At 55.1% G+C, this 24,051-nt stretch carries 23 protein-coding genes; 13 read left to right on the top strand and 10 right to left on the bottom strand.

Features of this window, described 5'->3' with window-relative positions:
• Positions 1-33: 33 nt before the first annotated feature.
• The 3 genes from pgk to tkt all read right to left on the bottom strand — a co-directional run bounded on the left by pgk (position 34) and on the right by tkt (position 4,581).
• Positions 34-1,197 (bottom strand): phosphoglycerate kinase, encoded by a 1,164-nt coding sequence (gene pgk, locus VGM55_RS04755; RefSeq protein WP_038479059.1) that lies wholly within the window; start codon positions 1,195-1,197, stop codon positions 34-36.
• Positions 1,198-1,218: 21 nt separating this feature from the next.
• Positions 1,219-2,265 (bottom strand): erythrose-4-phosphate dehydrogenase, encoded by a 1,047-nt coding sequence (gene epd, locus VGM55_RS04750; RefSeq protein WP_331634760.1) that lies wholly within the window; start codon positions 2,263-2,265, stop codon positions 1,219-1,221.
• A 324-nt stretch (positions 2,266-2,589) separates the two neighbouring features.
• Positions 2,590-4,581: a transketolase gene (gene tkt, locus VGM55_RS04745; RefSeq protein WP_154189324.1), complete on the bottom strand. Its 1,992-nt coding sequence runs from the start codon at positions 4,579-4,581 to the stop codon at positions 2,590-2,592.
• Positions 4,582-4,850: 269 nt separating this feature from the next.
• Between tkt and VGM55_RS04740 the strand changes: the two genes are divergently transcribed.
• The 5 genes from VGM55_RS04740 (at position 4,851) to VGM55_RS04720 (ending at position 10,932) form a co-directional block, all read left to right on the top strand.
• Complete coding sequence (locus VGM55_RS04740; protein ID WP_331634758.1) at positions 4,851-5,609, top strand: M48 family metallopeptidase; 759 nt, start codon at positions 4,851-4,853, stop codon at positions 5,607-5,609.
• Between the two features lie 337 nt (positions 5,610-5,946).
• The gene (locus VGM55_RS04735) at positions 5,947-8,592 is read left to right on the top strand and encodes a T6SS effector BTH_I2691 family protein (RefSeq protein ID WP_331634756.1); all 2,646 of its coding nucleotides are present in this window, start codon (positions 5,947-5,949) and stop codon (positions 8,590-8,592) included.
• Positions 8,585-9,664: a DUF6708 domain-containing protein gene (locus tag VGM55_RS04730; RefSeq protein ID WP_331634755.1), complete on the top strand. Its 1,080-nt coding sequence runs from the start codon at positions 8,585-8,587 to the stop codon at positions 9,662-9,664. Before VGM55_RS04735 ends, VGM55_RS04730 begins: the two co-directional genes overlap by 8 nt.
• Entirely contained in the window at positions 9,654-9,860 is a 207-nt protein-coding gene (locus tag VGM55_RS04725) for a hypothetical protein (RefSeq protein ID WP_331634754.1), read from the top strand. Before VGM55_RS04730 ends, VGM55_RS04725 begins: the two co-directional genes overlap by 11 nt.
• The gene (locus VGM55_RS04720) at positions 9,853-10,932 is read left to right on the top strand and encodes a DUF6708 domain-containing protein (protein ID WP_331634752.1); all 1,080 of its coding nucleotides are present in this window, start codon (positions 9,853-9,855) and stop codon (positions 10,930-10,932) included. The genes VGM55_RS04725 and VGM55_RS04720 overlap by 8 nt, the downstream gene beginning before the upstream one ends.
• A gap of 163 nt (positions 10,933-11,095) precedes the next feature.
• Here the strand turns inward: VGM55_RS04720 and speB are convergent, their stop codons facing one another.
• The 4 genes from speB to VGM55_RS27590 all read right to left on the bottom strand — a co-directional run bounded on the left by speB (position 11,096) and on the right by VGM55_RS27590 (position 14,570).
• Entirely contained in the window at positions 11,096-12,016 is a 921-nt protein-coding gene (gene speB / locus VGM55_RS04715) for an agmatinase (RefSeq protein WP_331634751.1), read from the bottom strand.
• Between the two features lie 199 nt (positions 12,017-12,215).
• A complete protein-coding gene (gene speA, locus VGM55_RS04710; RefSeq protein WP_331634749.1) occupies positions 12,216-14,192 on the bottom strand; it encodes a biosynthetic arginine decarboxylase in 1,977 nt (658 codons plus the stop codon).
• Positions 14,185-14,325: an acid stress response protein YqgB gene (yqgB, locus tag VGM55_RS04705; RefSeq protein WP_370527354.1), complete on the bottom strand. Its 141-nt coding sequence runs from the start codon at positions 14,323-14,325 to the stop codon at positions 14,185-14,187. Before yqgB ends, speA begins: the two co-directional genes overlap by 8 nt.
• A gap of 107 nt (positions 14,326-14,432) precedes the next feature.
• Positions 14,433-14,570, bottom strand: a complete 138-nt coding sequence (locus VGM55_RS27590; RefSeq protein WP_422653162.1) for a hypothetical protein — start codon at positions 14,568-14,570, stop codon at positions 14,433-14,435.
• A gap of 447 nt (positions 14,571-15,017) precedes the next feature.
• On the opposite strand from VGM55_RS27590, the gene metK reads away from it, so the two are divergent.
• The 8 genes from metK to ruvX all read left to right on the top strand — a co-directional run bounded on the left by metK (position 15,018) and on the right by ruvX (position 22,288).
• A complete protein-coding gene (metK, locus tag VGM55_RS04700) occupies positions 15,018-16,172 on the top strand; it encodes a methionine adenosyltransferase (RefSeq protein WP_331634748.1) in 1,155 nt (384 codons plus the stop codon).
• Between the two features lie 392 nt (positions 16,173-16,564).
• A complete protein-coding gene (locus VGM55_RS04695; RefSeq protein WP_331634746.1) occupies positions 16,565-17,959 on the top strand; it encodes a sugar porter family MFS transporter in 1,395 nt (464 codons plus the stop codon).
• A gap of 70 nt (positions 17,960-18,029) precedes the next feature.
• Positions 18,030-18,545, top strand: coding sequence for a SprT family zinc-dependent metalloprotease (locus VGM55_RS04690; protein WP_154189327.1), 516 nt, complete (start codon positions 18,030-18,032; stop codon positions 18,543-18,545).
• Between the two features lie 92 nt (positions 18,546-18,637).
• Positions 18,638-19,345 carry a deoxyribonuclease I gene (gene endA, locus VGM55_RS04685; RefSeq protein WP_331634745.1) on the top strand — a complete coding sequence of 236 codons (708 nt, stop codon included), beginning with the start codon at positions 18,638-18,640 and terminating at the stop codon, positions 19,343-19,345.
• A gap of 119 nt (positions 19,346-19,464) precedes the next feature.
• Complete coding sequence (gene rsmE / locus VGM55_RS04680; RefSeq protein ID WP_331634744.1) at positions 19,465-20,196, top strand: 16S rRNA (uracil(1498)-N(3))-methyltransferase; 732 nt, start codon at positions 19,465-19,467, stop codon at positions 20,194-20,196.
• Between the two features lie 12 nt (positions 20,197-20,208).
• Entirely contained in the window at positions 20,209-21,156 is a 948-nt protein-coding gene (gene gshB / locus VGM55_RS04675) for a glutathione synthase (RefSeq protein ID WP_331634743.1), read from the top strand.
• Positions 21,157-21,305: 149 nt separating this feature from the next.
• Positions 21,306-21,869, top strand: a complete 564-nt coding sequence (locus tag VGM55_RS04670) for a YqgE/AlgH family protein (protein WP_331634741.1) — start codon at positions 21,306-21,308, stop codon at positions 21,867-21,869.
• A complete protein-coding gene (gene ruvX / locus VGM55_RS04665) occupies positions 21,869-22,288 on the top strand; it encodes a Holliday junction resolvase RuvX (RefSeq protein WP_008461550.1) in 420 nt (139 codons plus the stop codon). The genes VGM55_RS04670 and ruvX overlap by 1 nt, the downstream gene beginning before the upstream one ends.
• A gap of 5 nt (positions 22,289-22,293) precedes the next feature.
• Here ruvX and VGM55_RS04660 read toward each other — a convergent pair whose 3' ends face one another.
• From VGM55_RS04660 to VGM55_RS04650, 3 genes are all read right to left on the bottom strand, one after another.
• Positions 22,294-22,749, bottom strand: a complete 456-nt coding sequence (locus tag VGM55_RS04660; RefSeq protein WP_154189333.1) for a type II toxin-antitoxin system HicB family antitoxin — start codon at positions 22,747-22,749, stop codon at positions 22,294-22,296.
• A gap of 22 nt (positions 22,750-22,771) precedes the next feature.
• Positions 22,772-22,954, bottom strand: a complete 183-nt coding sequence (locus tag VGM55_RS04655; RefSeq protein ID WP_154189352.1) for a type II toxin-antitoxin system HicA family toxin — start codon at positions 22,952-22,954, stop codon at positions 22,772-22,774.
• A 61-nt stretch (positions 22,955-23,015) separates the two neighbouring features.
• The gene (locus tag VGM55_RS04650; protein WP_331634740.1) at positions 23,016-24,041 is read right to left on the bottom strand and encodes a type IV pilus twitching motility protein PilT; all 1,026 of its coding nucleotides are present in this window, start codon (positions 24,039-24,041) and stop codon (positions 23,016-23,018) included.
• Positions 24,042-24,051: the final 10 nt, after the last annotated feature.

Genomic DNA, 24,051 nt, shown 5'->3' with positions numbered 1-24,051 from the left:
AAATCAACGGGCAGGATACCCTGCCCGTAGGAATTACTTCTTAGCGCGCTCTTCAAGCATGGCGACTGCTGGCAGTACTTTGCCTTCCACGAACTCGAGGAATGCGCCGCCGCCGGTGGAGATGTAGGAAATTTTGTCTGCGATACCGAACAGATCGATAGCCGCCAGAGTGTCACCGCCGCCTGCGATGGAGAAGGCTTCGCTGTCGGCAATAGCGCGAGCAACGATTTCGGTCCCTTTACGGAAGTTAGGGAATTCGAACACGCCCACCGGGCCGTTCCACAGAATGGTTTTCGCGTTTTTCAGGATTTCAGCCAGTTTCTCAGCGGAAACGTCGCCCATATCCAGAATCTGCTCTTCGTCTTTGATGTCGTTAACGGACTTCAGGGTTGCGGTCGCAGTTTCGGAGAACTCGGTGGCAACACGAACGTCGGTTGGTACCGGGATATCGCAACGGGTCAGCAGTTCTTTAGCGGTATCAACCAGGTCTGCTTCGTACAGGGATTTACCCACGTTGTGGCCCTGGGCGGCAACGAAGGTGTTCGCGATGCCGCCGCCAACGATCAGCTGGTCAGCGATTTTGGACAGGGAGTCCAGCACGGTCAGTTTGGTAGAAACTTTAGAACCGCCAACGATAGCAACCATTGGGCGAGCAGGTTCTTTCAGGGCTTTGCCCAGCGCTTCCAGTTCGTCTGCCAGCAGCGGGCCTGCACAGGCAACGTCAGCAAATTTAGCGATGCCGTGGGTAGAAGCCTGCGCACGGTGAGCAGTGCCGAATGCATCCATCACGAACACGTCGCACAGTGCCGCGTATTTTTTGGACAGCGCTTCGTCGTCTTTTTTCTCGCCTTTGTTGAAGCGAACGTTTTCCAGAACAACCAGTTCACCTGCAGCCACTTCCACGCCGTCCAGGTAATCTTTTACCAGACGAACCGGGTTGGACAGTTTGTCTTTCAGGTAGTTAACCACTGGCAGCAGAGAGAATTCTTCATTGTACTCACCTTCGGTTGGACGACCCAGGTGAGAAGTAACCATGACTTTAGCGCCCTGTTTCAGAGCCAGTTCAATGGTCGGCAGAGAAGCACGAATACGCGCGTCGCTGGTGACTTTCCCGTCTTTAACCGGCACGTTCAGATCGGCACGGATGAAAACGCGTTTGCCCGCCAGATCCAGATCGGTCATCTTAATTACAGACATGGTGAATCCTCTCGTTGATTCTTAAAGTTTTGCAGACGCAACGTGCGCCTTACCTGAAATCCATTGAGCCATAACCAACGTGGTATCGAGCATCCTGTTGGCAAAGCCCCATTCGTTATCACACCAGACTAGAGTTTTAATCAGATGTTGCCCACTGACCCGCGTTTGCGTGCCGTCGACGATGGCACTGTGCGGATCGTGGTTAAAATCAGTCGAGACCAACGGTAATTCCGTATAGTCAACTATACCATGAAATGCTTCCTGTGCCGCTTTTTGCAGCAAGTGGTTGACTTCACATGCATTTACTGAATTTCTGACCGTCACGCTCAAATCAATGGCCGTCACGTTTATCGTGGGAACGCGCACTGCGATCGCCTCAAAACGGTCATTAAATTGTGGGAAAATACGCGTGATACCGGCCGCAAGACGCGTATCCACCGGAATGATCGACTGACTCGCCGCGCGAGTGCGTCGCAAATCAGGGTGGTAAGCGTCAATAACCTGCTGATCGTGCATGGCCGAGTGGATGGTAGTGACCGTCCCGGACTCAATGCCAAACGCTTCATCCAGCAGTTTAATAATAGGAATAATACAGTTTGTGGTGCAGGAGGCATTGGAGACGATGCGGTGGCTATCTTCCACCAGTTCGTGGTTAACTCCATAAACAACGGTGGTATCGAGATCGTTGCCGCCAGGATGCGAGAAAAGGACTTTTTTTGCCCCTGCGGCGAGATGCGCTTCGCCATCCGCGCGGGACCCGAAGACGCCGGTACAGTCCAGAACGATATCAACGCCCAATTCTCTCCACGGCAGCGCTGCAATAGTCGGTTCGTGCAGCAGACGAATACTGTCATCACCCACAAACAGAACTTCGCGCTCCTGGCGCACATCCCAGGCAAAACGTCCGTGGCTGGTATCATACTTCAACAGATGTGCAATACCCGCAGCATCTGCCAGTTCGTTGATTGCTACCACGGTAATTTCCGCACGGCGACCGGATTCGTACAAAGCACGTACCACGTTGCGCCCAATGCGACCGAAGCCATTAATAGCGATGCGTACGGTCATATCTCTCCTGCCAGAATCCCTGGGATTAAGTGGCTGACAGAGTAATCCAGCAACCGCCTGAGGGGAATCCTCGCACTCATGAAACTGCACTTGTTTGCTTAATTGTCGAACATTTATTCGACTGAAACGCTTCAGCTATGTTAAGCGAAAGCGGGAATAAAAGGAACGATACCCCATTATGCTCCGCTCAACTTCTGACGCACATCACAGTTTTGGTGGAATAACTGCAACTGAGCGCCGCAGTGGTGGAATAAAGAACAGGGCATAAGTGGAATAATCGGCATAAAAAAAGGCGCCGAAGCGCCTTTTTTAACTAGCCCGCGATTACAGAATCGCTTTAGCCTGTTTCACCACGTTTTCAACGGTGAAGCCAAACTCTTCGAACAGCAGTTCCGCTGGCGCAGACTCACCGAAGGTGGTCATGCCAACGATAGCGCCGTTCAGGCCAACGTATTTGTACCAGTAGTCGGCGATGCCGGCTTCGATAGCCACGCGAGCAGTAACGGCTTTCGGCAGCACGGATTCACGGTAAGCAGCATCCTGCTTGTCAAACGCGTCGGTAGAAGGCATGGAAACCACGCGCGCCTTCACGCCTTCGGCAGCCAGCTTGTCCCATGCCCCAACGGCAAGTTCAACTTCGGAACCGGTGGCGATGAAGATAAGCTCAGGTTGACCCGCGCAGTCTTTCAGCACGTAGCCACCGCGAGCGATGTCTTTCAGCTGCTGCTCGGTACGATCCTGCTGAGCCAGGTTCTGACGGGAAAGGATCAGTGCGGTCGGACCGTCGTGGCGCTCAACGCCGTATTTCCACGCCACCGCAGACTCAACCTGGTCACATGGGCGCCAGGTGCTCATGTTCGGGGTCACACGCAGGGAAGCAACCTGCTCAACCGGCTGGTGAGTCGGGCCATCTTCGCCCAGGCCGATGGAGTCATGGGTGTAAACCATTACCTGACGCTGTTTCATCAGCGCAGCCATACGCACCGCGTTACGGGCATATTCTACGAACATCAGGAAGGTAGAAGTGTACGGCAGGAAACCGCCGTGCAGGGAGATACCGTTGGCGATAGCGGTCATACCGAATTCACGCACGCCGTAGTGGATGTAGTTCCCGGCGGTATCTTCGTTAATCGCTTTAGAGCCGGACCAGATAGTCAGGTTAGAAGGCGCCAGGTCAGCGGAGCCGCCCAGGAATTCTGGCAACAGCGGGCCGAACGCTTCAATCGCGTTCTGAGACGCTTTACGGCTGGCAATTTTGGATGGGTTAGCCTGCAGCTTAGCGATGAATTCGTTTGCTTTTGCATCGAAGTCAGCCGGCATTTCACCTTTCACGCGGCGAATAAATTCGGCGGCTTCCTGCGGGAAGGCTTTCGCGTAGGCAGCAAACTTCTCGTTCCATGCCGCTTCTTTAGCCTGACCGGCTTCTTTCGCATCCCACTGAGCATAGATGTCAGAAGGGATTTCGAACGGCGCGTGGTTCCAGCCAAGCTGCTCGCGAGTCAGGGCGATTTCTGCATCACCCAGCGGCGCGCCGTGTGAGTCGTGGGTACCCGCTTTGTTCGGGGAACCGAAACCGATGATGGTTTTGCACATCAGCAGGGAAGGTTTGTCGGTAACAGCGCGTGCTTCTTCTACCGCACGTTTGATAGCGGCTGCATCGTGACCGTCAACGCCACGCACCACGTGCCAGCCGTAGGCTTCAAAGCGTTTCGCGGTATCGTCGGTGAACCAGCCTTCAACGTGGCCGTCGATGGAGATGCCGTTGTCGTCATAGAACGCAACCAGTTTACCCAGTTTCAGGGTACCGGCCAGAGAGCAAACCTCGTGAGAGATGCCTTCCATCATGCAGCCATCACCCATGAAGGCATAAGTGAAGTGATCCACGATGTCGTGTCCTGGGCGGTTGAACTGCGCCGCCAGCGTTTTCTCTGCGATAGCCATACCGACCGCGTTCGCGATACCCTGACCCAGAGGGCCAGTCGTGGTTTCAACACCTGCGGTGTAGCCCACTTCCGGGTGGCCCGGAGTCTGAGAATGCAGCTGACGGAAGTTTTTCAGTTGTTCAATCGGCAGGTCATAACCGCTGAGGTGCAGCAGGCTGTAAATCAGCATAGAACCGTGGCCGTTGGACAGCACGAAGCGGTCACGATCGGCCCATAACGGGTTCTGTGGGTTATGGTTCAGGAAATCACGCCACAGGACTTCGGCAATGTCGGCCATGCCCATAGGGGCACCCGGGTGACCGGATTTGGCTTTTTGTACTGCGTCCATGCTGAGCGCACGAATAGCATTGGCAAGCTCTTTACGAGAGGACATTTTGACTCCAGATCGGATGGTTGAAGATCGCGCCTTGACTACGATGCGTTATGGGCTACGCCCGAAAATGTGACAACAATGTACACCAGGGGAATGGTCATGTACATGCGGTGCGCCGTTGACAGGGTAAGAAATCTCTGGATAACGCTCGCAAGTTGCGCAACCTGATGCGCAGGCTATTTATTCTTCTTTATACTGAGTGTGGAGCCGCCTCGCCTGCGGTAAATCCGATTCTGTTTTTACCTATTATAAAGAAAGGAAAAATGGCCATGAAGATGCGCCCAATATTGTTGAGCCTGAGCGTCGCGGCCCTGCTGAGCGGCTGCCAGGGAATGGACTCCAACGGGCTACTTACCTCCGGAGCCGAAGCTTTCCAGGCCTACACGCTAAGCGATGCCCAGGTCAAAACCCTGAGCGATGACGCCTGTAAGCAGCAGGACAGCAAAGCCACGATTGCTCCGGCAGACAGCCCTTATACCCAGCGGCTGAACAAAATTGCCTCCGCGCTGGGCGATAACATCAACGGCCTGCCGGTCAACTACAAGGTATACGTCACCAAGGACGTCAACGCCTTCGCGATGGCGAACGGCTGCATCCGCGTCTACAGCGGCCTGATGGACATAATGGATGACAACGAAGTCGAAGCGGTGATTGGCCACGAAATGGGACACGTCGCGCTCGGTCACGTGAAAAAAGGCATGCAGGTCGCGCTTGGCGCTAACGCAGCACGTGTTGCAGCGGCTTCTGCGGGCGGCGTGATAGGCAACCTGTCGCAGTCTCAGCTTGGGGAGTTAGGCGAAAAACTGGTGAACGCTCAGTTCTCCCAGCGCCAGGAGTCCGAGGCGGATGACTACTCTTACGATCTGTTGCGCAAACGCGGCATCAACCCGACCGGTCTTGCCACCAGCTTCGAGAAACTGGCTAAGCTCGACGAAGGTCGCCAAAGCTCCATGCTGGACGATCACCCGGCCTCGGCCGCTCGTGCCCAGCATATCCGCGACCGCATGGCGGCGGACGGGATAAAGTAAAGCGCCCCCCACTATCCAAATTTTCATCCCTCTCATAAGGAGAGGGATGTGTAAGCAAAGCTCCCCTGAACCAGACCATGCACCTTCGCTAACTTTTTTTACTCAAGATACACCTGAAACGCCACCAGCCTTTTGCCTTAGGCAATAGTCGGCTATTTGTCTTTCAGCGAGAGTCTCCGGGGCAGTCAGAGATTATCTAACACCATACACCACATAAGGAATTTTGGTTATGTCACTCTCAGTGTATGATGCGGAAATAACCACTAAAGAATAAGGGTTAAAACTTTCCGGGCTGTCGGATAGCCCCCCCTTTGACAGGAAAAGGAATTTCTTCACTATGAGCAACGAAAAAGGATGCACATTTTGCCGTCGTTACGGTTTACCCATATTACCGGTGCGACCGGCGGTCATAGAAAAAGGCGATACGCTGCCTGTACTCCCCAATAATATTAGTATGCCGGTAATGGCTGAAGGCGGGGCTGAGTATGCCGCTCGCCTGATGCGGCAGGGTTATCTGTATATCTGGGCTGAGCGTTCACGGCGCTGGATAAATTATTACGCGACCGGAGACGGCTATTTTTATCCCTTACCGGAAAATGGCATTGTACCGCCTCGTGTTGAATGCGGTGAGATGAAACCGTGTATCACCCAGCCAGCGGAGCTGGCGGCCGCGTCGCTGGTGACGCTGCCGGTAAAACCGGCAGGTATGCCGAACGGGGTGTACTGGTTTGCATGGTCAGAAGAGCAATGGACACCGGCAGTCCGCCAGCAGCATGAGGTGGAGACTTTTCGCAGCCGGTACATGCAGAAATTTGATATGGATGCGTGGTTCCGGAACCACAGCGGGCAGCAGGCGCTGCCGTTTAGCCAACTCAGCAGCGTGGCCGAATACAGTCCGGGGCTAAACAGCAGTACCCTTAAAAACTGGACCCCCTCCCCTCTCAAAACGATCGGCAGCCACTCCGCGACCGACCTGCAGCAAGCCGCAGAAGCCCTGAACGCCGGAAACGGCGCGATTCTGATACTTGCCGACCCAGTCGGGGTGGCGACAGAGATTTCAGCGCTGGCGCGTTACCGTATGCAGCAGGCCATTGCCACCGATCAGTCGCTAAGCCGGGGGATTGCACTGCAGACCATGCTTGGCAGCGTTGAGCTGGCGATGCGTAATCATTTTTACCTTTCAGCAGAAACCGGCGATGCGCGTTTTGAGCAGAAGATGCGTTACGGCTGGGATAGCCCGGCGGGGCCACATTTCCCGGCTCCAGATGTGGCTGACCGAATGCGCGTCCTGAACGACGCCAGCCGGGCTGACCGGGTGGATGAGACCTGGCAGAACGGCTATGAAAAATACATCGACCGGACACAAGAGCGAGCGTTCAGCCAGACCCTTAAAGACTGGTTAACGGAGTATGACAACAACTCCGTCATTCCCGTCACCCGAATGTACCTGGCCTGGCTGCAGGGGCCGGTGATGGCCGATTACTTTGTACAGCATTTTGATCCGACCTGCTCACACAGTGGTGGCCGTTATATCCAGACGGTAGCGAAAATACTGGCCGGGATGAATGACAAGGGCGGCGTCATCACCCACATCGACCAGCAGCTGAATCAGGCCCCGTTGACCCCGGAGAACTTTCTGCAGCGGGCGGCATTTTTTAATCATGACGGGTGGATAGCACAGGTGGGTTCTGAGCTGAAAACCGGTGGCCCGGACTGGTGGCTGGGGATGAGCTGGGACCGTCTGGCAGACGGTGCGAAGGAATACAGCGGCAACTATGCCGGGGCCATTCTGACGGGGCTGGAAAAACTCAGTCTCTTGTGGTCTGAGGCGATGATGAAGTCGATAGACCTGATGGTGAAAGGCACGCCGGTACGCTTTGCTATCGGGATACTGGCGATGCAGGGCAAGGCGTTCTCGGCGGTCAGTGTGCAGCCGGGAACAAAAAACTTTGTCGGGGCGATGACCCGGGGGATAGCCGGGCTGCTGGACATGAGCGGGAAAAGCGGCGGCCAGCTGTACACCGCAATGCGCAAGCTGGCTGAACGGCTTGTGAAAGAGCAGCCGAAGAATGCAGCTGGACAGATAGCGCTGCCGCGCATCCTGGACGTGACGGCGGCAAAGGCGCTGGCAGCCCTGCCGGTGAAAGAGCGGCTGGCGAAGCTCAGCACGGCGATGCTCACGGAGGATGAACTGGCGCGGATGCTGTTCCCGTCTTCACTGAATTCATCGGTGGCAAAGCTGAGCGGAATGAAACCCGGCGCGCTGGCGACGGAAATGGCGGCGAAAGGCATGACGTTTGGCGGAACGGTGTTCTCGGCGTACTTCCAGTGGATGATTTTGCATTATGGGGTGAAAGAAAGCGGCCTGCCGTCCGGGGGCAAAGCTCAGGCGGTGTTTGCAGCGAATGCCAGCATGGCAGTGGCGTCCATGGCGGAGGCGCTAAGGCTGGCGATGACGCCGCTGATGTCTCTAGCGCTGCCATCGGCCTTATCGGCAATCAGGAACGGTGCCATGAAGGTTGTGGGAGCGGGTATCTGGAGCTGGTTAGGGTATGGTGGAGGTTTAACTTATTCCGTTATTGAGTTTTGGAATGGGCTATCTGATGCCCTCGACGGAAAATTAGGTATTGGTCTGGGGCATTTGATTAATTCCGTAGGTGTCGGGATGATGACAATTGGAGGGGGCAGCAGAATAACAATCGCTATCTTTTCCTTGTTTGGGGTGGCAGATGCCACTCTGGCGGGGTCTGTGGCAGCGTTCTTTCTGGGGCCAGCGGGAATATTTGTCGGGATGCTGCTGGTTCTGGGATCCAGCGCCTGGCTGTTAAGCCAGGCCCGGAACGACATACAGAACTGGCTGCTCAGCACCCAGTGGCGGCGGGTGCCGCCTGGTGAGAGCGATATCCCGGCTGTCTATCCGGATGCACGTATGGAAAAGGACGGCTATATGGCCCTGAACGCACAGGGAGCGGCACATGTTTAATCCTTTTAAGCGATTCCCTGTTGATCCATCTTCAGGGCGGTTCTACAAAGGCTTTCTTCGTCTCAGTGATAAAGGCGTCTCCAGGGTTTATTCACAGAAAACAGGCGACCCGGATGTGAAAGGGATTTCCGGATTTGACAGCGTAGTGCGGCTGAACTCGACCTATCTGGAACTGGTTGACCGATCCTACAACTGGCGCGGAACATGGACGCTGGCAGGAGCCTTCTTTTTTTGCATGTTCTTTGGTTTGTTTTGTTACGGCACCATCGGAGTACTTCTGGGATGGGGGGGATATAGTTTTGGCATTTGGTTTGCGGCTATTTTAACGTGGGTTATTACATTGCCAGCTTCTTTACTCACATACCGGATGATGACCTCCGAGTTATTTTTCAGTGCCTACTATCCGATCCGCTTTAACCGTAAAAACGGGATGGTGTATGTGTACCAGTCCGGCGGAACGGTGTTGTCTGTACCGTGGCAGGAGCTTCATTTTGTCCTGACTTCAGCAAAGATGCCATTATCAACGCAGTGGACCATTGTGGGGTGTACCACGGAAGAGGACGGAGACACGGTCGCGAAGGCGATTCCCCTTCCGATTGATTTGAGCCAGGGGCCAGAGGTCATGCTCATGTACTGGGAATTTATCCGCTGTTATATGGAAGAAGGCGATGAGTATCTCCCGGACCTGGTGGATACCGTTCCCTGGTGCCCACCGGTGGAAAAACAGAAAGAGGGCTGGCTGTTCGGGCTGCTCTATCTCAGCAAGCAGCTGTTCGGGCGGCTTGGTCTGCTGGTGAATGCGCTGCAGTTGCCTGTTTTTTTTGTGATCAGTTTTCCACGCTGGCTGGTGATGGCGACCAGTAAGATTCCGGTATGGCCAGCGGAGGTGACTGCTGCCTGTCAGCCGGATGTAAACGACCCGGTCAACAAAGGGGCGGAGCATAACCCACCGCAGGTCTGGCGCCCAATGCTGGGGCTGCAGGGGAAAACTCGCTATGCACAAAGCTTTGCCCGAGAGCGCGAGGCGATGGATAGAATTATTGCTCGTCTGAAGACAAAATATGGCGAATAGCATAGTCAGGATGGTTCTGGGAGCCAGCGCCTGGCTGTTAAGCCATACCCGGAACAACATACAGAACTGGCTGCTCAGCACGCAGTGGCGGCGGATGCCACCGGACGAGGGTGATATTCCGGGTATCTATCCGGATGCACGTATGGAAAAGGACGGCTATATGGCCCTGAACGCACAGGGGGCGGCGCATGTTTAATCCTCTGAAGCGACTTCCAGCTGACCCGTCAAAGCGGTTCAACAAAGGTTTTCTTCGTCTCAGTGATAAAGGCGTCTCCCGGGTTTATTCACAGAAAACAGGCGACACGGATGTGAAAGGAATTTCTGGATTTGACAGCGTGGTGCGGCTGAACTCGACGTACCTAGAACTGGTTGATCGGTTTTATAACTGGCGCGGAACATGGACGCTGGCAGGGGCATTCTTTTTTTGTCTGATATTTATAGGCACCTTTCTCTCATTGATAGTTCCTATGCTCTGGGAGGGTGGGTATCCGCTGCAGACCTGGATATGTTTGATTGTGGTCTGGTGCTTAATATCACTTCCGCTCTCTTGGGTAGCATATCGAGTAATGACATCTGAGGCGTTTTTCAGTACCTACTATCCGATCCGTTTCAACCGTAAAAACGGGATGGTGTATGTATATCAGTCCGGCGGAACGGTGCTGTCTGTACCGTGGAGGGATATCCACTTTGTCCTGACTTCAGCAAAGATGGGATTCTCAACACAATGGACCATTGTGGGATGTACCACGGAAGAGGACGGGGACACGGTCGCGAAGGCGATTCCCCTTCCGATTGATTTGAGCCAGGGGCCTGAGGTCATGCTCATGTACTGGGAATTTATCCGCTGTTATATGGAAGAAGGCGATGAGTATCTCCCGGACCTGGTGGATACCGTTCCCTGGTGCTCACCGGTGGAAAAACAGAAAGAGGGCTGGCTGTTTGGGCTGCTCTATCTCAGCAAGCAGCTGTTCGGGCGGCTTGGTCTGCTGGTGAATGCTCTTCAGTTGCCCGTTTTCTTTGTGATCAGTTTTCCGCGCTGGCTGGTGATGGCGACCAGTAAAATTCCGGTATGGCCAGCGGAGGTGGCTGCAGCCTGTCAGCCGGATGTAAACGACCCGGTCAACAAAGGAGCGGAACATAACCCACCGCAGGTCTGGCGGCCAATGCTGGGGCTGCAGGGGAAAACTCGCTATGCACAAAGCTTTGCCCGAGAGCGCGAGGCGATGGATAGAATTATTGCTCGCCTGAAAGAAAAATACGGCGAATAGCATAGTCAGGATATTGCTGGTTCCGAGAGCCAGCGCCTTGCTGTTAAGCCATGCCACAGAACTGGCTGCTCAGCACACAGTGGCGGCGGGTGCCACTGCATGAGAGTGATATCCCGGAATGCTGCTGCACAGGCCCTGCGCAGCAGCAATCAGCGCGTAGGGCTTATTCGCCTTTCTTGGCTGCCTGGATATACAACATTTCCAGTGCCAGAGTTGCCGCAGCCAACGCGGTGATTTCAGACTGGTCGTAGGCCGGAGCCACTTCCACCACGTCCATCCCCACGATGCTCAGATCTTTCAGACCACGAACCAGCTTGATAGCACGGTCAGAGGTCAGGCCGCCAATCACCGGCGTACCAGTACCTGGCGCAAACGCGGGATCCAAGCAGTCGATGTCGAAGGTCAGGTAAACCGGCATGTCACCGACGATCTGCTTAACCTGGGCAATGATATCGTCTACGCCACGATCGTTAACCTGGCAGGCATCCAGCACGGTGAAGCCGTTATCTTTGTCGAACTCGGTGCGAATACCGATCTGCACGGAGTGATTCGGATCGATCAGGCCTTCGTTTGGCGCAGTGTAGAACATGGTGCCGTGGTCGAACTCGCAGCCGTTCGCGTAGGTATCGGTGTGGGCATCGAAGTGAACCAGCGCCATTTTGCCGAAGTGCTTAGCGTGCGCGCGCAGCAGCGGCAGAGTGACGAAGTGGTCACCACCGAAGGAGAGCATACGCTTGCCGGCAGCCAGCAGACGCTCGGCGTGCGCCTGGAGATTTTCGCTCATTTCACGGGCATCGCCGAAGGCGTAGACCAGGTCGCCGCAGTCCACAACGTTCAGACGCTCGCGCATGTCGAAGTTCCACGGGAAGCGGTTGCCTTCCCATGCCAGGTTGGTAGACACCTGACGAATCGCTGCCGGGCCGTGGCGGCCACCTGCGCGACCGGAAGTTGCCGCATCAAACGGAACGCCGGTGATCACCCAGTCTGCATCGCTATCGTACGGCTGGAAGTTCAGCGGGAAACGTAAAAAACCAAAGGCATTAGATACCAGGGAGTTATCGTATTTGTGGCCTAAGGTGCTCATTGTCTGACCTCTCGGTTGGGGTTAAAAAAGCCTAAAAAAAATCCCCTCCGCGTCGTTAAACCCGACGAGGAAGGGATTGGATTGGGGGACTGCTATTTATTGAGCGGATTATCGCCGCTAATTCATACGGGTTCAAGAGAGTATAGGCTATCGAACCGTCTTTGCCCCTCTCCTCAAAGAGGAGAGGGAAAGCGATAACTTACTCGTCTTCCAGATACGTATAACCGTACAGGCCGGCTTCAAACTCTTCGAGGAACTGCTGCTGCAGCGCATCGTCAAGGCCGGTGTTCTTCACCTGGTCACGGAACTGGGTCAACAGTTTGTTCGGATCGAGCTGCACGTACTGCAGCATATCCGCCACGGTATCGCCTTCGTCGGACAGCTCAACTTCCACAGAACCGTCAGGGAAGACGAAGACGTCCACCGCTTCGGTGTCGCCGAACAGGTTGTGCATGTTGCCCAAAATTTCCTGATACGCGCCTACCATAAAGAAGCCCAGCATTGGCGGGTTCTCCGGGTCGTATTCCGGCATTGGCATGGTCGTTGCGATACCGTCGCCGTCCACATAGTGGTCGATTGCACCGTCGGAGTCACAGGTGATATCCAGCAGCACGGCACGGCGCTCAGGCGCGTGGTTCAGCCCTTCCAGTGGCATCACCGGGAACAGCTGATCGATGCCCCATGCGTCCGGCATCGACTGGAACAGCGAGAAGTTGACGTACATTTTGTCCGCCATGCGCTCCTGCAGCTCGTCGATGATTGGACGATGCGCGCGGTTGCTCGGATCAAGCTGCTTCTGCACGTCGTGGCACATGTTCAGGTAGAGCTGCTCGGCCCAGGCACGTTCCTGCAGGCTATACGCCCCGGAGGAGTAGCCGACGTGAATATCGTGCAGGTCCATCTGGCTGTCGTGCAACCATTCACGCAGCGAACGGCGCGTGCCCGGCTGGTGCATTTCAAGCCAGGTTTCCCACATGCTTTGCAGCGCGCGCGGCGCGTCATCCGCAGGCGGGGTCGCTTCGGTGTATTCGTTACGCTCAACGCCGATGATGTTGGAAACCAGTACGGTGTGGTGCGCGGTCACGGCGCGGCCGGACTCGGTAATCACCGTCGGGTGCGGCAGGCCATTCTCTTCGCAGGCATCGCCGATTGCCCAAATAATGTTGTTCGCGTATTCATTCAGGCCGTAGTTAACGGAGCAATCGGACTGGGAACGCGTCCCTTCGTAGTCCACGCCCAGGCCACCGCCAACGTCGAAGCACTGGATGTTCACGCCCAGCTTATGCAGCTCAACGTAGAAACGCGCGGACTCACGAACGCCGGTGGCGATATCGCGAATGTTCGCCATCTGCGAACCGAGGTGGAAGTGCAGAAGCTGAATGCTGTCCAGGCGGCCGCGTTCACGCAGGATTTCCACCAGTTGCAGAACCTGGTTTGCCGCCAGGCCGAATTTGGATTTCTCACCGCCGGAGGACTGCCACTTACCGGAGCCCTGGGAAGCCAGACGTGCACGAACGCCCAGGCGAGGAATTACGTTCAGGCGCTCAGCTTCTTCGAGCACGATCCCTATCTCGGACATCTTCTCGATAACCAGGTAGACCTTGTGGCCCATCTTCTCGCCGATCAGCGCCAGGCGGATGTATTCGCGGTCTTTATAGCCGTTACAAACAATAACAGAACGGGTCATGCCAGCGTGCGCCAGCACCGCCATCAGCTCGGCTTTAGAGCCTGCTTCCAGGCCCAGCGGCTCGCCGGAATGGATCAGTGACTCAATTACGCGGCGGTGCTGGTTAACTTTGATCGGGTAAACCAGGAAGTAATCGCCGTTATAGCCGTAGGATTCACGCGCACGCTTAAAGGCGGCGTTAATTGAACGCAGGCGGTGCTGCAGGATCTGTGGGAAGCAGAACAGCGCAGGTAGGCGCTGGCCCTGAGCTTCGCGGGCTTTCACCAGCTCGGCGAGATCCACGCGAGCTTCAGGAACGTCCGGATCCGGGCAAACGCTGATGTGGCCCAGTTCGTTGACGTCGTAATAGTTATTGCCCCACCAGGCAATATTGTATGTACGCAGCATCTTGCTGGCTTCCTCGGAGCTCATGGCAACCTCCTGAATGGAACGATGTACATCCTGCTCGCCCACTGACGAACCCGAAACAGAAGTGATTTTGTCAGTCATGGCGAACCTCAAATTTTGTCGATTGTGCAAAACAGTTGACTACTATCGCAGGGGTATCCTGCAATAACAACCCATTAACAGCGCGTATTGACAGCACAAGACGCTGACAGCCAGGCTGTGCGACCGGTTTCATTTTCATATCATTGTAAAACACGTATCCGAACCCTGTATGACAGGACGGCGAAACCACGAGAAAACTCTTGTATTACAAGAGCGCCCTTGTTCAGTGACCACGGCGGATTACAGACCGGCCCGGGGATCCTGAGAAGCGCCGAGATGGGTAAAACATCGGCAAGTTTGAAAACATGAGATGCAGGCTGCGAGGAGCATATGCGCGCCAGAACGGCGGGCCAGGTTAATTGAATGACGGCGGTTCATTACTCGTATCACCTCCACGCATACGTTGAACATGTATGCGACAAGCCAAAGCTGCGAACACTGTACCTGACAGGCTCTAAATAATTGCTCAACCCGGCTGGAAGTGGGCAACACAAATCGTGTGCTTTTGATGTAAGCCGCGCGCGCCGCTTTATACCCATATAAGGGGTAAAAAGCAAAACAAAAATGCGTAAATTGCCAGCAGTGTCAGCAACACTTTCCACCTAAGATTTATCACATGTTGCCGTTAGCTTAAAAAAATCTGGCTATCTGCCGATTGTCTAATCTAAAATGGCCGTCCAGATGTTAATCCATCTATACTGATTAACTGTTAGACTGCCTGTTTTTCAATCTGTGGCAATAAGTTCCCGGGTTGGTCTATCTCGCCGCAATTCCGGCGCAGAGCAGCAGCCTGAACTAAATAAATCCTTTTAGGGTGAAGAAAATATGGCTAAACACCTTTTTACGTCCGAGTCTGTATCTGAAGGGCATCCTGATAAAATCGCTGACCAAATCTCCGACGCCGTCCTTGACGCTATCCTCGAGCAGGATCCGAAAGCACGCGTAGCCTGTGAGACCTACGTTAAAACCGGCATGGTTCTGGTTGGCGGCGAAATCACCACCAGCGCGTGGGTTGATATCGAAGAAATCACCCGCAACACTGTGCGTGAGATCGGCTATGTGCATTCAGATATGGGCTTTGATGCCAACTCCTGTGCCGTTCTGAGCGCGATTGGTAAGCAATCCCCGGACATCAACCAGGGCGTTGACCGTACCGATCCGCTGGAGCAGGGCGCGGGCGACCAGGGCCTGATGTTTGGCTACGCGACTAACGAAACCGACGTGCTGATGCCGGCGCCAATCACCTACGCCCACCGTCTGGTGCAGCGTCAGGCTGAAGTGCGTAAAAACGGCTCCCTGCCTTGGCTGCGTCCGGATGCGAAAAGCCAGATCACCTTCCAGTATGACGACGGTAAAATCGTCGGTATCGATGCGGTGGTGCTGTCTACTCAGCATTCCGAAGACGTCGCGCTGAAAGACCTGCAGGAAGCGGTGATGGAAGAGATCATCAAACCTGTTCTGCCGGGCGAGTGGCTGAATGCATCCACCAAATACCACATCAACCCAACCGGCCGTTTTGTTATCGGCGGCCCAATGGGTGACTGCGGTCTGACCGGGCGTAAAATCATCGTTGATACCTACGGCGGCATGGCTCGCCACGGTGGCGGCGCATTCTCCGGTAAAGATCCGTCTAAAGTAGACCGTTCTGCTGCCTACGCTGCGCGTTATGTTGCGAAAAACATCGTGGCTGCAGGCCTGGCTGACCGCTGTGAGATTCAGGTGTCCTACGCTATCGGCGTGGCAGAACCGACCTCCATCATGGTGGAAACCTTCGGTACCGAAAAAATCTCTACCGAGCAGCTGACTCTGTTGGTACGCGAGTTCTTCGACCTGCGTCCGTACGGCCTGATCCAGATGCTGGATCTGCTGCACCCAATCTACAAAGAGACCGCCGCTTACGGTCACTTTGGTCGTGAACATTTCCCATGGGAAAAAACCGACAAAGCCGCACTGCTGCGTGAAGCCGCTGGCCTGAAATAACTCGCCACCGCTTTGTGCTTTAAAGGCCAGCTTATGCTGGCCTTTTGCTTTCTGGCGCTGCGTCAGCACGCCTCTTTTTTCCCGTTCCCCTAGTCGTTCCCCGTCATCGTGAAACCGATTACACCCAAAAATAAAGACTTCTGCCATCCCTTTTGATCGGCCTTCAGCTCAGACACATCATTTGTTACATAACGCTTCAGATTAAGCTGATTTTTGACCGTGCCATGGACTTTAGTCACCATCAATCTCATGTTTTATCATCATGCCGCCTCTTTTTAATCCGTATTGTTAGTGTAACCGATTACATAGCTGTGATTATCATCACACACTTTTGCCTTTCGCTGACCTACCCTTAAAACCGTCAAATCCGAATAACCCACGTGGAGGGCGTTATGCCTGACAATAAAAAATCCGGGCGCTCAAACAAAAGCATGACCTTTTTCGTCTGCTTCCTCGCCGCACTCGCCGGCCTGCTGTTTGGCCTGGATATCGGCGTGATTGCCGGTGCGCTGCCGTTTATCGCCAAAGACTTCGCCATCACCTCCCACACCCAGGAATGGGTGGTGAGCTCGATGATGTTCGGCGCTGCCGTCGGTGCCGTCGGCAGCGGCTGGCTCTCCTTCAAACTGGGGCGAAAATACAGCCTGATGATCGGTGCCGTGCTGTTTGTGCTTGGTTCCCTGTTCTCGGCCTTTGCGCCCAACGTTGAAGTGTTAATCGTTTCTCGAGTTCTGCTGGGCCTGGCCGTCGGCGTCGCTTCCTACACCGCCCCGCTTTACCTGTCAGAAATTGCGCCGGAGAAGATCCGCGGCAGCATGATCTCCATGTACCAGCTGATGATCACCATCGGTATTCTGGGCGCCTATCTCTCCGATACCGCTTTCAGCTACACCGAATCCTGGCGCTGGATGCTGGGCGTGATCACCCTTCCCGCTCTGCTGCTGCTTGTCGGCGTTTTCTTCCTGCCGGACAGTCCGCGCTGGTTTGCCGCCAAGCGCCGTTTCCACGATGCTGAACGCGTGCTGCTGCGCCTGCGCGATACCAGCGCAGAGGCGAAACGTGAGCTGGAAGAAATCCGCGAAAGCCTGAAGGTCAAACAGAGCGGCTGGGCGTTATTTAAGGACAACGCTAACTTCCGTCGTGCGGTCTTTCTTGGCGTGCTGCTGCAGGTCATGCAGCAGTTCACCGGCATGAACGTCATCATGTACTACGCGCCAAAAATCTTTGAAATTGCCGGATTCGCCAACACCACGCAGCAAATGTGGGGCACCGTGATCGTCGGCCTGATTAACGTGCTGGCAACCTTCATCGCTATCGGCCTGGTGGATCGCTGGGGGCGTAAACCTACGCTGGTGCTCGGCTTCCTGGTCATGGCCGTTGGGATGGGCGTGTTGGGCACCATGCTGCACATCGGTATCCACTCTCAGGGCGCGCAGTACTTCGCGATTGCCATGCTGCTGATGTTTATCGTTGGCTTCGCCATGAGCGCAGGCCCGCTGATTTGGGTACTGTGCTCCGAAATCCAGCCACTCAAAGGGCGTGATTTCGGCATCACCTGTTCCACCGCCACCAACTGGATTGCCAACATGATAGTCGGTGCCACCTTCCTGACCATGCTGAACACGCTGGGCAACGCCAATACCTTCTGGGTTTATGCGGCGCTGAACCTGTTCTTCATCGTCCTGACGCTGTGGCTTATTCCTGAGACAAAACACGTCTCGCTGGAACACATCGAACGTAACCTGATGAAAGGCCGTAAATTACGCGAAATCGGCGCGCACGACTAAGCCCGAATGGCCCTTCCCGGTAGCGGGAGGGGCTTGCACCCCGCTTCCCGCCCCATTATTCTCTGCCTTTATGAAAGCCCCCCGACTCCCTATCGCCATCCAGCAAGCCGTGATGCGCTGCCTGCGTGAAAAACTTCAGCAGGCCAACTCGCATTTAGGCACCCATTATCCTGAGCCCAAAATGGTCTATCAGCAGCGCGGCACCGCCGCCGGAACCGCCTGGCTGGAAAGCTACGAAATTCGCCTCAATCCGGTGCTGCTGATGGAAAATCAGCAGGCTTTTGTCGACGAAGTTGTGCCCCATGAACTGGCTCATCTGCTGGTCTGGAAGCATTTTGGCCGCGTTGCCCCTCACGGCAGAGAGTGGAAATGGATGATGGAAACCGTGCTCGGCGTCCCGGCCCGCCGCACGCATAAGTTTGAAGTCGATTCGGTACGCAAAAATACCTTCCCCTACCGCTGCCCCTGCCAACAGCATCAGCTCACCGTGCGCCGCCACAATCGGGTTCTGCGTGGCGAAGCCGAATATCGCTGCACTCATTGCGGCCAGTTATTAAAACCCGACGTTACAACCCCATGTAATTAATCATTTATTTCTGGAATTTTTACGCCATCGCCGATTGAAACTGGATATTCGATCAGGTAGGGTGCGGGCACGTTTTAGTAAGGATTCTGGAAATGTCTCGCAAAATTTCTTGGGCTGTTGCATTCGTTGCAGCCCTCGGCTCGCTTCCCGCATTCAGCACCGGCATCAACAGCTTCGCCCAGGCCAAAACCGCAGGCGTAAAGGTCAACGCCGATGCTCCAGGCGACTTCTACTGCGGCTGTAAAATCAGCTGGCAGGGTAAAAAAGGTATCCCGGATCTTGAATCCTGCGGCTATAAAGTGCGGAAGAATGAAAACCGTGCCACCCGCATTGAGTGGGAGCACGTCATGCCGGCCTGGCAGTTCGGGCACCTGCTGCAATGCTGGCAGGACGGCGGGCGTAAAAACTGCGCCAAAGACCCTGTCTACCGCAAAATCGAAAGCGATATGCACAACCTGCAGCCTGCCGTCGGCGAGGTTAACGCCGACAGAAATAACTTCATGTACAGCCAGTGGAACGGCGGTGAAGGGCAATATGGCCAGTGTGCAATGAAGGTTGATTTCAAAGATAAAGTAGCCGAACCGCCGGAACGCGCTCGCGGCGCGATTGCCCGTACCTATTTCTATATGCGCGACCAGTACCAGCTTTCGCTTTCGCGCCAGCAGACCCAGCTATTCCTGGCCTGGGACAAACGCTACCCGGTTAACGACTGGGAGTGCGAGCGAGATGAACGTATTGCGAGAGTTCAGGGCAACCATAACCCATATGTGCTACGGGCTTGCCAGGCGCGAAACAGCTAACCTACACTAGCGGCAATTCTTTATTTGCTGCGAGGATTTATCCTCACTCCCGCCCTCTCCTTAAAAGAAGAGGGCGTTCCTGGAAGAGCATCGCAGCGCAACTAATCGGAACTAACTTCATGCGTATACCCCGCATTCACCATCCTGAAAATCTTTCCGTTGGCCAGGACGTTGCCCTGAGCGAAGATTCTGCTAACCATGTAGGACGGGTACTGCGTATGGGCGCAGGTCAGGCTATTCAGCTGTTCGACGGCAGCAATCAGGTATTTGACGCGGAAATTGTTCAGGCGGATAAAAAAACCGTGCGCGTAAAAGTGCTGGCGGGTAACGAAGACGATCGGGAGTCCCCACTCTGGCTCCATCTCGGCCAGGTTATGTCGCGCGGAGAAAAAATGGAATTTACCATTCAGAAAGCGGTGGAACTGGGCGTGAATGTCATTACCCCATTGTTTTCCGAGCGCTGTGGGGTAAAACTGGATACCGAAAGGCTGAATAAAAAGCTCCAGCAGTGGCAGAAGATTGCTATCGCCGCCTGCGAGCAATGCGGTCGTAACCGGGTTCCGGAAGTCCGCCCGGCAATGGAGCTGGAAGCCTGGTGCGCTGAACCAGATGAAGCCCTGAGGCTCAACCTCCACCCGCGAGCCAGCGCCAGCATCAACACGCTGCCACAGCCGGTCGAGCGAGTACGTTTGCTCATTGGCCCGGAAGGCGGCCTGTCGGCGGATGAGATTGCCATGACCGCTGACCACCAATTTACTGATATTCTTTTGGGACCGCGCGTTCTGCGTACTGAGACCACCGCGCTCACCGCCATCACCGCACTGCAGGTGCGCTTTGGCGACCTGGGCTAAAGGAGAACAACAATGATCAAGCTCGGCATCGTGATGGACCCCATCGCACACATCAACATCAAAAAAGACTCCAGCTTTGCCATGCTGCTGGAAGCGCAGCGTCGTGGTTACGAACTGCACTACATGGAAATGGCCGATCTGTATCTGAATAACGGTGAGGCTCGCGCGCGCACTCGTCTGCTCAGCGTCGAGCAGAACTACGATAAGTGGTACGAGTTTGACTCGGAGCAGGATATTGCTCTTGCCGACCTTAACGTCGTTTTGATGCGTAAAGACCCGCCGTTTGACACTGAATTTATCTACGCAACTTACATTCTTGAACGTGCGGAAGAGAAAGGCACGTTGATCGTTAACAAGCCACAGAGCCTGCGAGACTGTAACGAAAAACTGTTCACCGCGTGGTTTGCCGACCTTACGCCGGAAACCCTGGTGACCCGCAACAAAGCGCAGCTTAAAGCCTTCTGGCAGCAGCACGGCGACATCATCATGAAACCACTGGACGGTATGGGCGGCGCCTCTATCTTCCGCGTGAAACAAGATGACCCGAACATCGGCGTTATTGCCGAAACCCTCACCGAGCTGGGCACCCGCTACTGCATGGCGCAGAACTACCTGCCGGCGATTAAAGACGGCGACAAGCGTGTGCTGGTTGTAGACGGCGAACCGGTGCCTTACTGCCTGGCGCGTATTCCGCAGGGCGGCGAGACTCGTGGCAACCTGGCCGCCGGTGGCCGTGGCGAACCTCGTCCGCTGACCGAAAGCGACTGGGAAATTGCCCGCCGCGTTGGGCCTACGCTGAAGGCTAAGGGCCTGATTTTTGTTGGCTTGGATATCATCGGCGATCGCCTGACCGAGATTAATGTCACCAGCCCAACCTGCATCCGTGAAATCGAAGCCGAATTCCCGGTTTCGATTACCGGTATGCTGTTGGATGCCATCGAAAAACGCCTCGCACATTAAGAGCACTAAGGCGGGTAGCATATTACCCGCCGCTACCCTTCGATGGCTCCAGGCGGGCCGGGTAGCCCACCCTCCTTCATTAGTGGTAAGCTGGCTACTCTTCGCGCAGCCACTGCCGCTTTTATCAACCGGGATCAGAACCTCTGACAATGAATTTACAGCATCACTTTCTTATTGCCATGCCGGCTCTTCAGGACCCCTTATTTAAGCGCTCCGTAGTCTATATTTGCGAATACAACGATGAGGGCGCGATGGGGATTATCATCAATAAACCGCTGGAAAACCTTCAGGTTGAAGGCGTACTTGAAAAGCTAAAAATTGAACCCGAACCTCGGGATACCACCATTCGTCTGGATAAACCCGTGTTTATTGGTGGCCCGCTGGCAGATGACCGCGGCTTTATCCTGCATTCCCCGCCGGACAGCTTCGGCTCGAGTATTCGTATTTCCGACGATACGGTGGTTACCACTTCCCGCGACGTGCTGGAAACCTTAGGTACGGCGAAGCAGCCGAAAGAGGTCATTGTGGCACTGGGCTACTCCTCCTGGGAAAAAGGCCAGCTTGAGCAAGAGATTCTGGAAAACTCATGGCTAACGGCACCGGCTTCGGCGGAGATCCTGTTCCATACACCAATCGCGGATCGCTGGCGTGAAGCCGCGCGTCTTATTGGCATCGACATTCATAATATGCCAAGCGAAGCGGGGCATGCCTGATGAGCAGCGGAACCTTAATGGCCTTTGACTTCGGGACCAAAAGTATCGGTGTCGCTATCGGCCAGCGCATTACCGGCACAGCCCGGCCTTTGACCGCGCTTAAAGCGCAGGACGGTACACCGGACTGGAACGCGGTAGAAAAAATCCTGAAAGAGTGGCAACCGGAAGAAGTGGTGGTTGGTTTACCGCTCAATATGGACGGCACCGAGCAACCTCTGACGGCACGCGCCCGCAAATTCGCCAACCGCCTGCACGGCCGCTTTGGGGTGAAGGTTTCTCTGCAGGACGAGCGCCTGAGCACCGTTGAGGCCCGCGCAGGACTGTTCGAACACGGTGGTTTCCGCGCCCTGAACAAAGGCAGCATTGACTCCGCTTCGGCCGTTATCATCCTCGAGAGCTGGTTCGAATATCACCCGTAAAGGAATTAGCTGTTGGGGGCTTCGCTTCCTGCACTCAGCAGCTCATGCCTCGCGGCAATCGCCAGAAAATGGCTGCGGTCCCGGTAGCCTGATGAAGGCTGCTTTACACGGGAATCAATACGGCGCAGCAGCGCGTCCGGCAGCGTGATATTTAATCGCTGCTGTCTTCCTTCCAGCGCAGATAAATCGACATCAACCAGCAGCCATTGCTGGCAGTAGGCGTACTCCGGGTCGACGGCATAAGCAAAAGGCCCGGCATCACGAAGCTGCGTAATATCTTTTCCGCTTTCTACCATTAAATCGACAATCGACAGCACTGCGTCCTGCACCATCGGTGCGATATCAGCCTGGCTATCCGCCGCGGATACGCAGCCAAAGTCATCGTTGCATAGCGCGGGTACAACCAGGCCAAACGCTTCGTTTTCAGTTGCCGGTAACTCTACACCAACAGAAAAAAACATTTTTAACCTCCGGCTGTGCAGGCTAAATCCCTGCCATTTTGCGTATGGATTTGACGGTACCGATGGGCAAATCCTTTTTGGGATGCGGAATGGGGAAAGTTTTTCCGGTTGCGGGCGACCACCAGATCCAGTGACTCCCCCCGGAACGCCTGACGGGTTCACACCCTGCGGCCCTCAATTCCTTAATTAGCTCGGCTGAGGTCATCATGATCTCCCTGGCTGATAAGGAATATACACACCAACACACACAGAAGCAACAAGAGCGTTCAAAGTGGAACCTCCCATGGCCCAATGACTGCCAGGTCGCCCTCGCCAATCCTGCCTTCACGCAGTCGCTGCGCCTCGCTTTGAGCGAAACTTTGCATGCCTTGCTGCTGACCGGTTTGCAGCACGCCAGGCAGTTGATGCGTTTTCCCTTCACGAATCAGGTTTGCCACCGCGGAGGTGTTAACCAGCAGTTCGTAAAGTGCCACCCGACCACCGTCACGAGACGGTACCAGCTTCTGCGCCAGCACGGCTTTAAGGCTCCCGGCAAGCTGGGTGCGAATCAGGCTTTTATCTTGCGCGGGGAACACATCCACCAGACGCTCTACGGCCTGAGCCGCGCCGCGCGTATGCAACGTCGCCAGCACTAAATGCCCTGTTTCTGCCGCAGTCAGCGCAAGGCTTATCGTTTCGCTATCACGCAGCTCCCCCAGCAGGATGACGTCAGGGTCTTCCCTCAGAGCGGCTTTTAAAGCCGAGGCATAGCTTTCACAGTGGCGACCCGGCTCACGCTGCTGAATCAGGCAACGGCCAGAGGAATGAATAAATTCGATGGGGTCTTCCAGCGTCAGCACGTGGCCATCAAGCTGCTGGTTAAGGTGCTTAATCATCGCGGCAAGCGTTGTAGATTTCCCGCTGCCGGTGGCCCCGGTAACCAGTATCAGCCCCTCGCTTTCGCGCAACAACCCGTTAATATGAGCCGGCGTTTTCAATGCTTCCAGCGTCGGGCAAGACGACGCGAGCAATCTCAGCGCCAACGAGTGCCCTTCCCGGTGCAAAAAGGCATTTCCCCTTAACCTTACGCCGCTCGCAAGCGTAAGGGAAAAGTCCAGCTGCCCGGCGCGTTTGAGCTGTGACTTCTGCTCTTCATTAAGCCATGCGTCAATCACCTCTTCGACTGCTGGTGCAGCCTCCGGGCACAGCGCCAACCTGCCGCGCTTTCGCCAGCGTGCCGCCTGGCGTGCGCACAGGTGTAGATCGGAGACATTATGCTTTACACTAAGGGCCACAATTTCTTCGATATCCATATCACTTCCA

It is taken from the genome of Cedecea sp. (assembly GCF_036500665.1).
Classification (GTDB): Bacteria; Pseudomonadota; Gammaproteobacteria; order Enterobacterales; family Enterobacteriaceae; genus Cedecea.
Note: the sequence above shows the minus strand (reverse complement) of the source record. Positions and strands in the feature narration are given on the sequence as shown.

Excerpts from the sequence above, each read along its gene's own strand:
- endA (WP_331634745.1), top strand. The coding sequence starts at position 18,638 with ATGTCTCGCAAAATTTCTTGGGCTGTTGCATTCGTTGCAGCCCTCGGC.
- VGM55_RS04670 (WP_331634741.1), top strand. The coding sequence starts at position 21,306 with ATGAATTTACAGCATCACTTTCTTATTGCCATGCCGGCTCTTCAGGAC.
- yqgB (WP_370527354.1), bottom strand. The coding sequence starts at position 14,325 with ATGAAACCGGTCGCACAGCCTGGCTGTCAGCGTCTTGTGCTGTCAATA.
- VGM55_RS27590 (WP_422653162.1), bottom strand. The coding sequence starts at position 14,570 with ATGAACCGCCGTCATTCAATTAACCTGGCCCGCCGTTCTGGCGCGCAT.
- speB (WP_331634751.1), bottom strand. The coding sequence starts at position 12,016 with ATGAGCACCTTAGGCCACAAATACGATAACTCCCTGGTATCTAATGCC.
- rsmE (WP_331634744.1), top strand. The coding sequence starts at position 19,465 with ATGCGTATACCCCGCATTCACCATCCTGAAAATCTTTCCGTTGGCCAG.
- tkt (WP_154189324.1), bottom strand. The coding sequence starts at position 4,581 with ATGTCCTCTCGTAAAGAGCTTGCCAATGCTATTCGTGCGCTCAGCATG.
- gshB (WP_331634743.1), top strand. The coding sequence starts at position 20,209 with ATGATCAAGCTCGGCATCGTGATGGACCCCATCGCACACATCAACATC.
- speA (WP_331634749.1), bottom strand. The coding sequence starts at position 14,192 with ATGACTGACAAAATCACTTCTGTTTCGGGTTCGTCAGTGGGCGAGCAG.
- VGM55_RS04730 (WP_331634755.1), top strand. The coding sequence starts at position 8,585 with ATGTTTAATCCTTTTAAGCGATTCCCTGTTGATCCATCTTCAGGGCGG.
- VGM55_RS04720 (WP_331634752.1), top strand. The coding sequence starts at position 9,853 with ATGTTTAATCCTCTGAAGCGACTTCCAGCTGACCCGTCAAAGCGGTTC.
- VGM55_RS04695 (WP_331634746.1), top strand. The coding sequence starts at position 16,565 with ATGCCTGACAATAAAAAATCCGGGCGCTCAAACAAAAGCATGACCTTT.
- VGM55_RS04735 (WP_331634756.1), top strand. The coding sequence starts at position 5,947 with ATGAGCAACGAAAAAGGATGCACATTTTGCCGTCGTTACGGTTTACCC.
- ruvX (WP_008461550.1), top strand. The coding sequence starts at position 21,869 with ATGAGCAGCGGAACCTTAATGGCCTTTGACTTCGGGACCAAAAGTATC.
- VGM55_RS04650 (WP_331634740.1), bottom strand. The coding sequence starts at position 24,041 with ATGGATATCGAAGAAATTGTGGCCCTTAGTGTAAAGCATAATGTCTCC.
- VGM55_RS04690 (WP_154189327.1), top strand. The coding sequence starts at position 18,030 with ATGAAAGCCCCCCGACTCCCTATCGCCATCCAGCAAGCCGTGATGCGC.
- pgk (WP_038479059.1), bottom strand. The coding sequence starts at position 1,197 with ATGTCTGTAATTAAGATGACCGATCTGGATCTGGCGGGCAAACGCGTT.
- VGM55_RS04655 (WP_154189352.1), bottom strand. The coding sequence starts at position 22,954 with ATGACCTCAGCCGAGCTAATTAAGGAATTGAGGGCCGCAGGGTGTGAA.
- metK (WP_331634748.1), top strand. The coding sequence starts at position 15,018 with ATGGCTAAACACCTTTTTACGTCCGAGTCTGTATCTGAAGGGCATCCT.
- VGM55_RS04740 (WP_331634758.1), top strand. The coding sequence starts at position 4,851 with ATGAAGATGCGCCCAATATTGTTGAGCCTGAGCGTCGCGGCCCTGCTG.
- VGM55_RS04660 (WP_154189333.1), bottom strand. The coding sequence starts at position 22,749 with ATGTTTTTTTCTGTTGGTGTAGAGTTACCGGCAACTGAAAACGAAGCG.
- VGM55_RS04725 (WP_331634754.1), top strand. The coding sequence starts at position 9,654 with ATGGCGAATAGCATAGTCAGGATGGTTCTGGGAGCCAGCGCCTGGCTG.
- epd (WP_331634760.1), bottom strand. The coding sequence starts at position 2,265 with ATGACCGTACGCATCGCTATTAATGGCTTCGGTCGCATTGGGCGCAAC.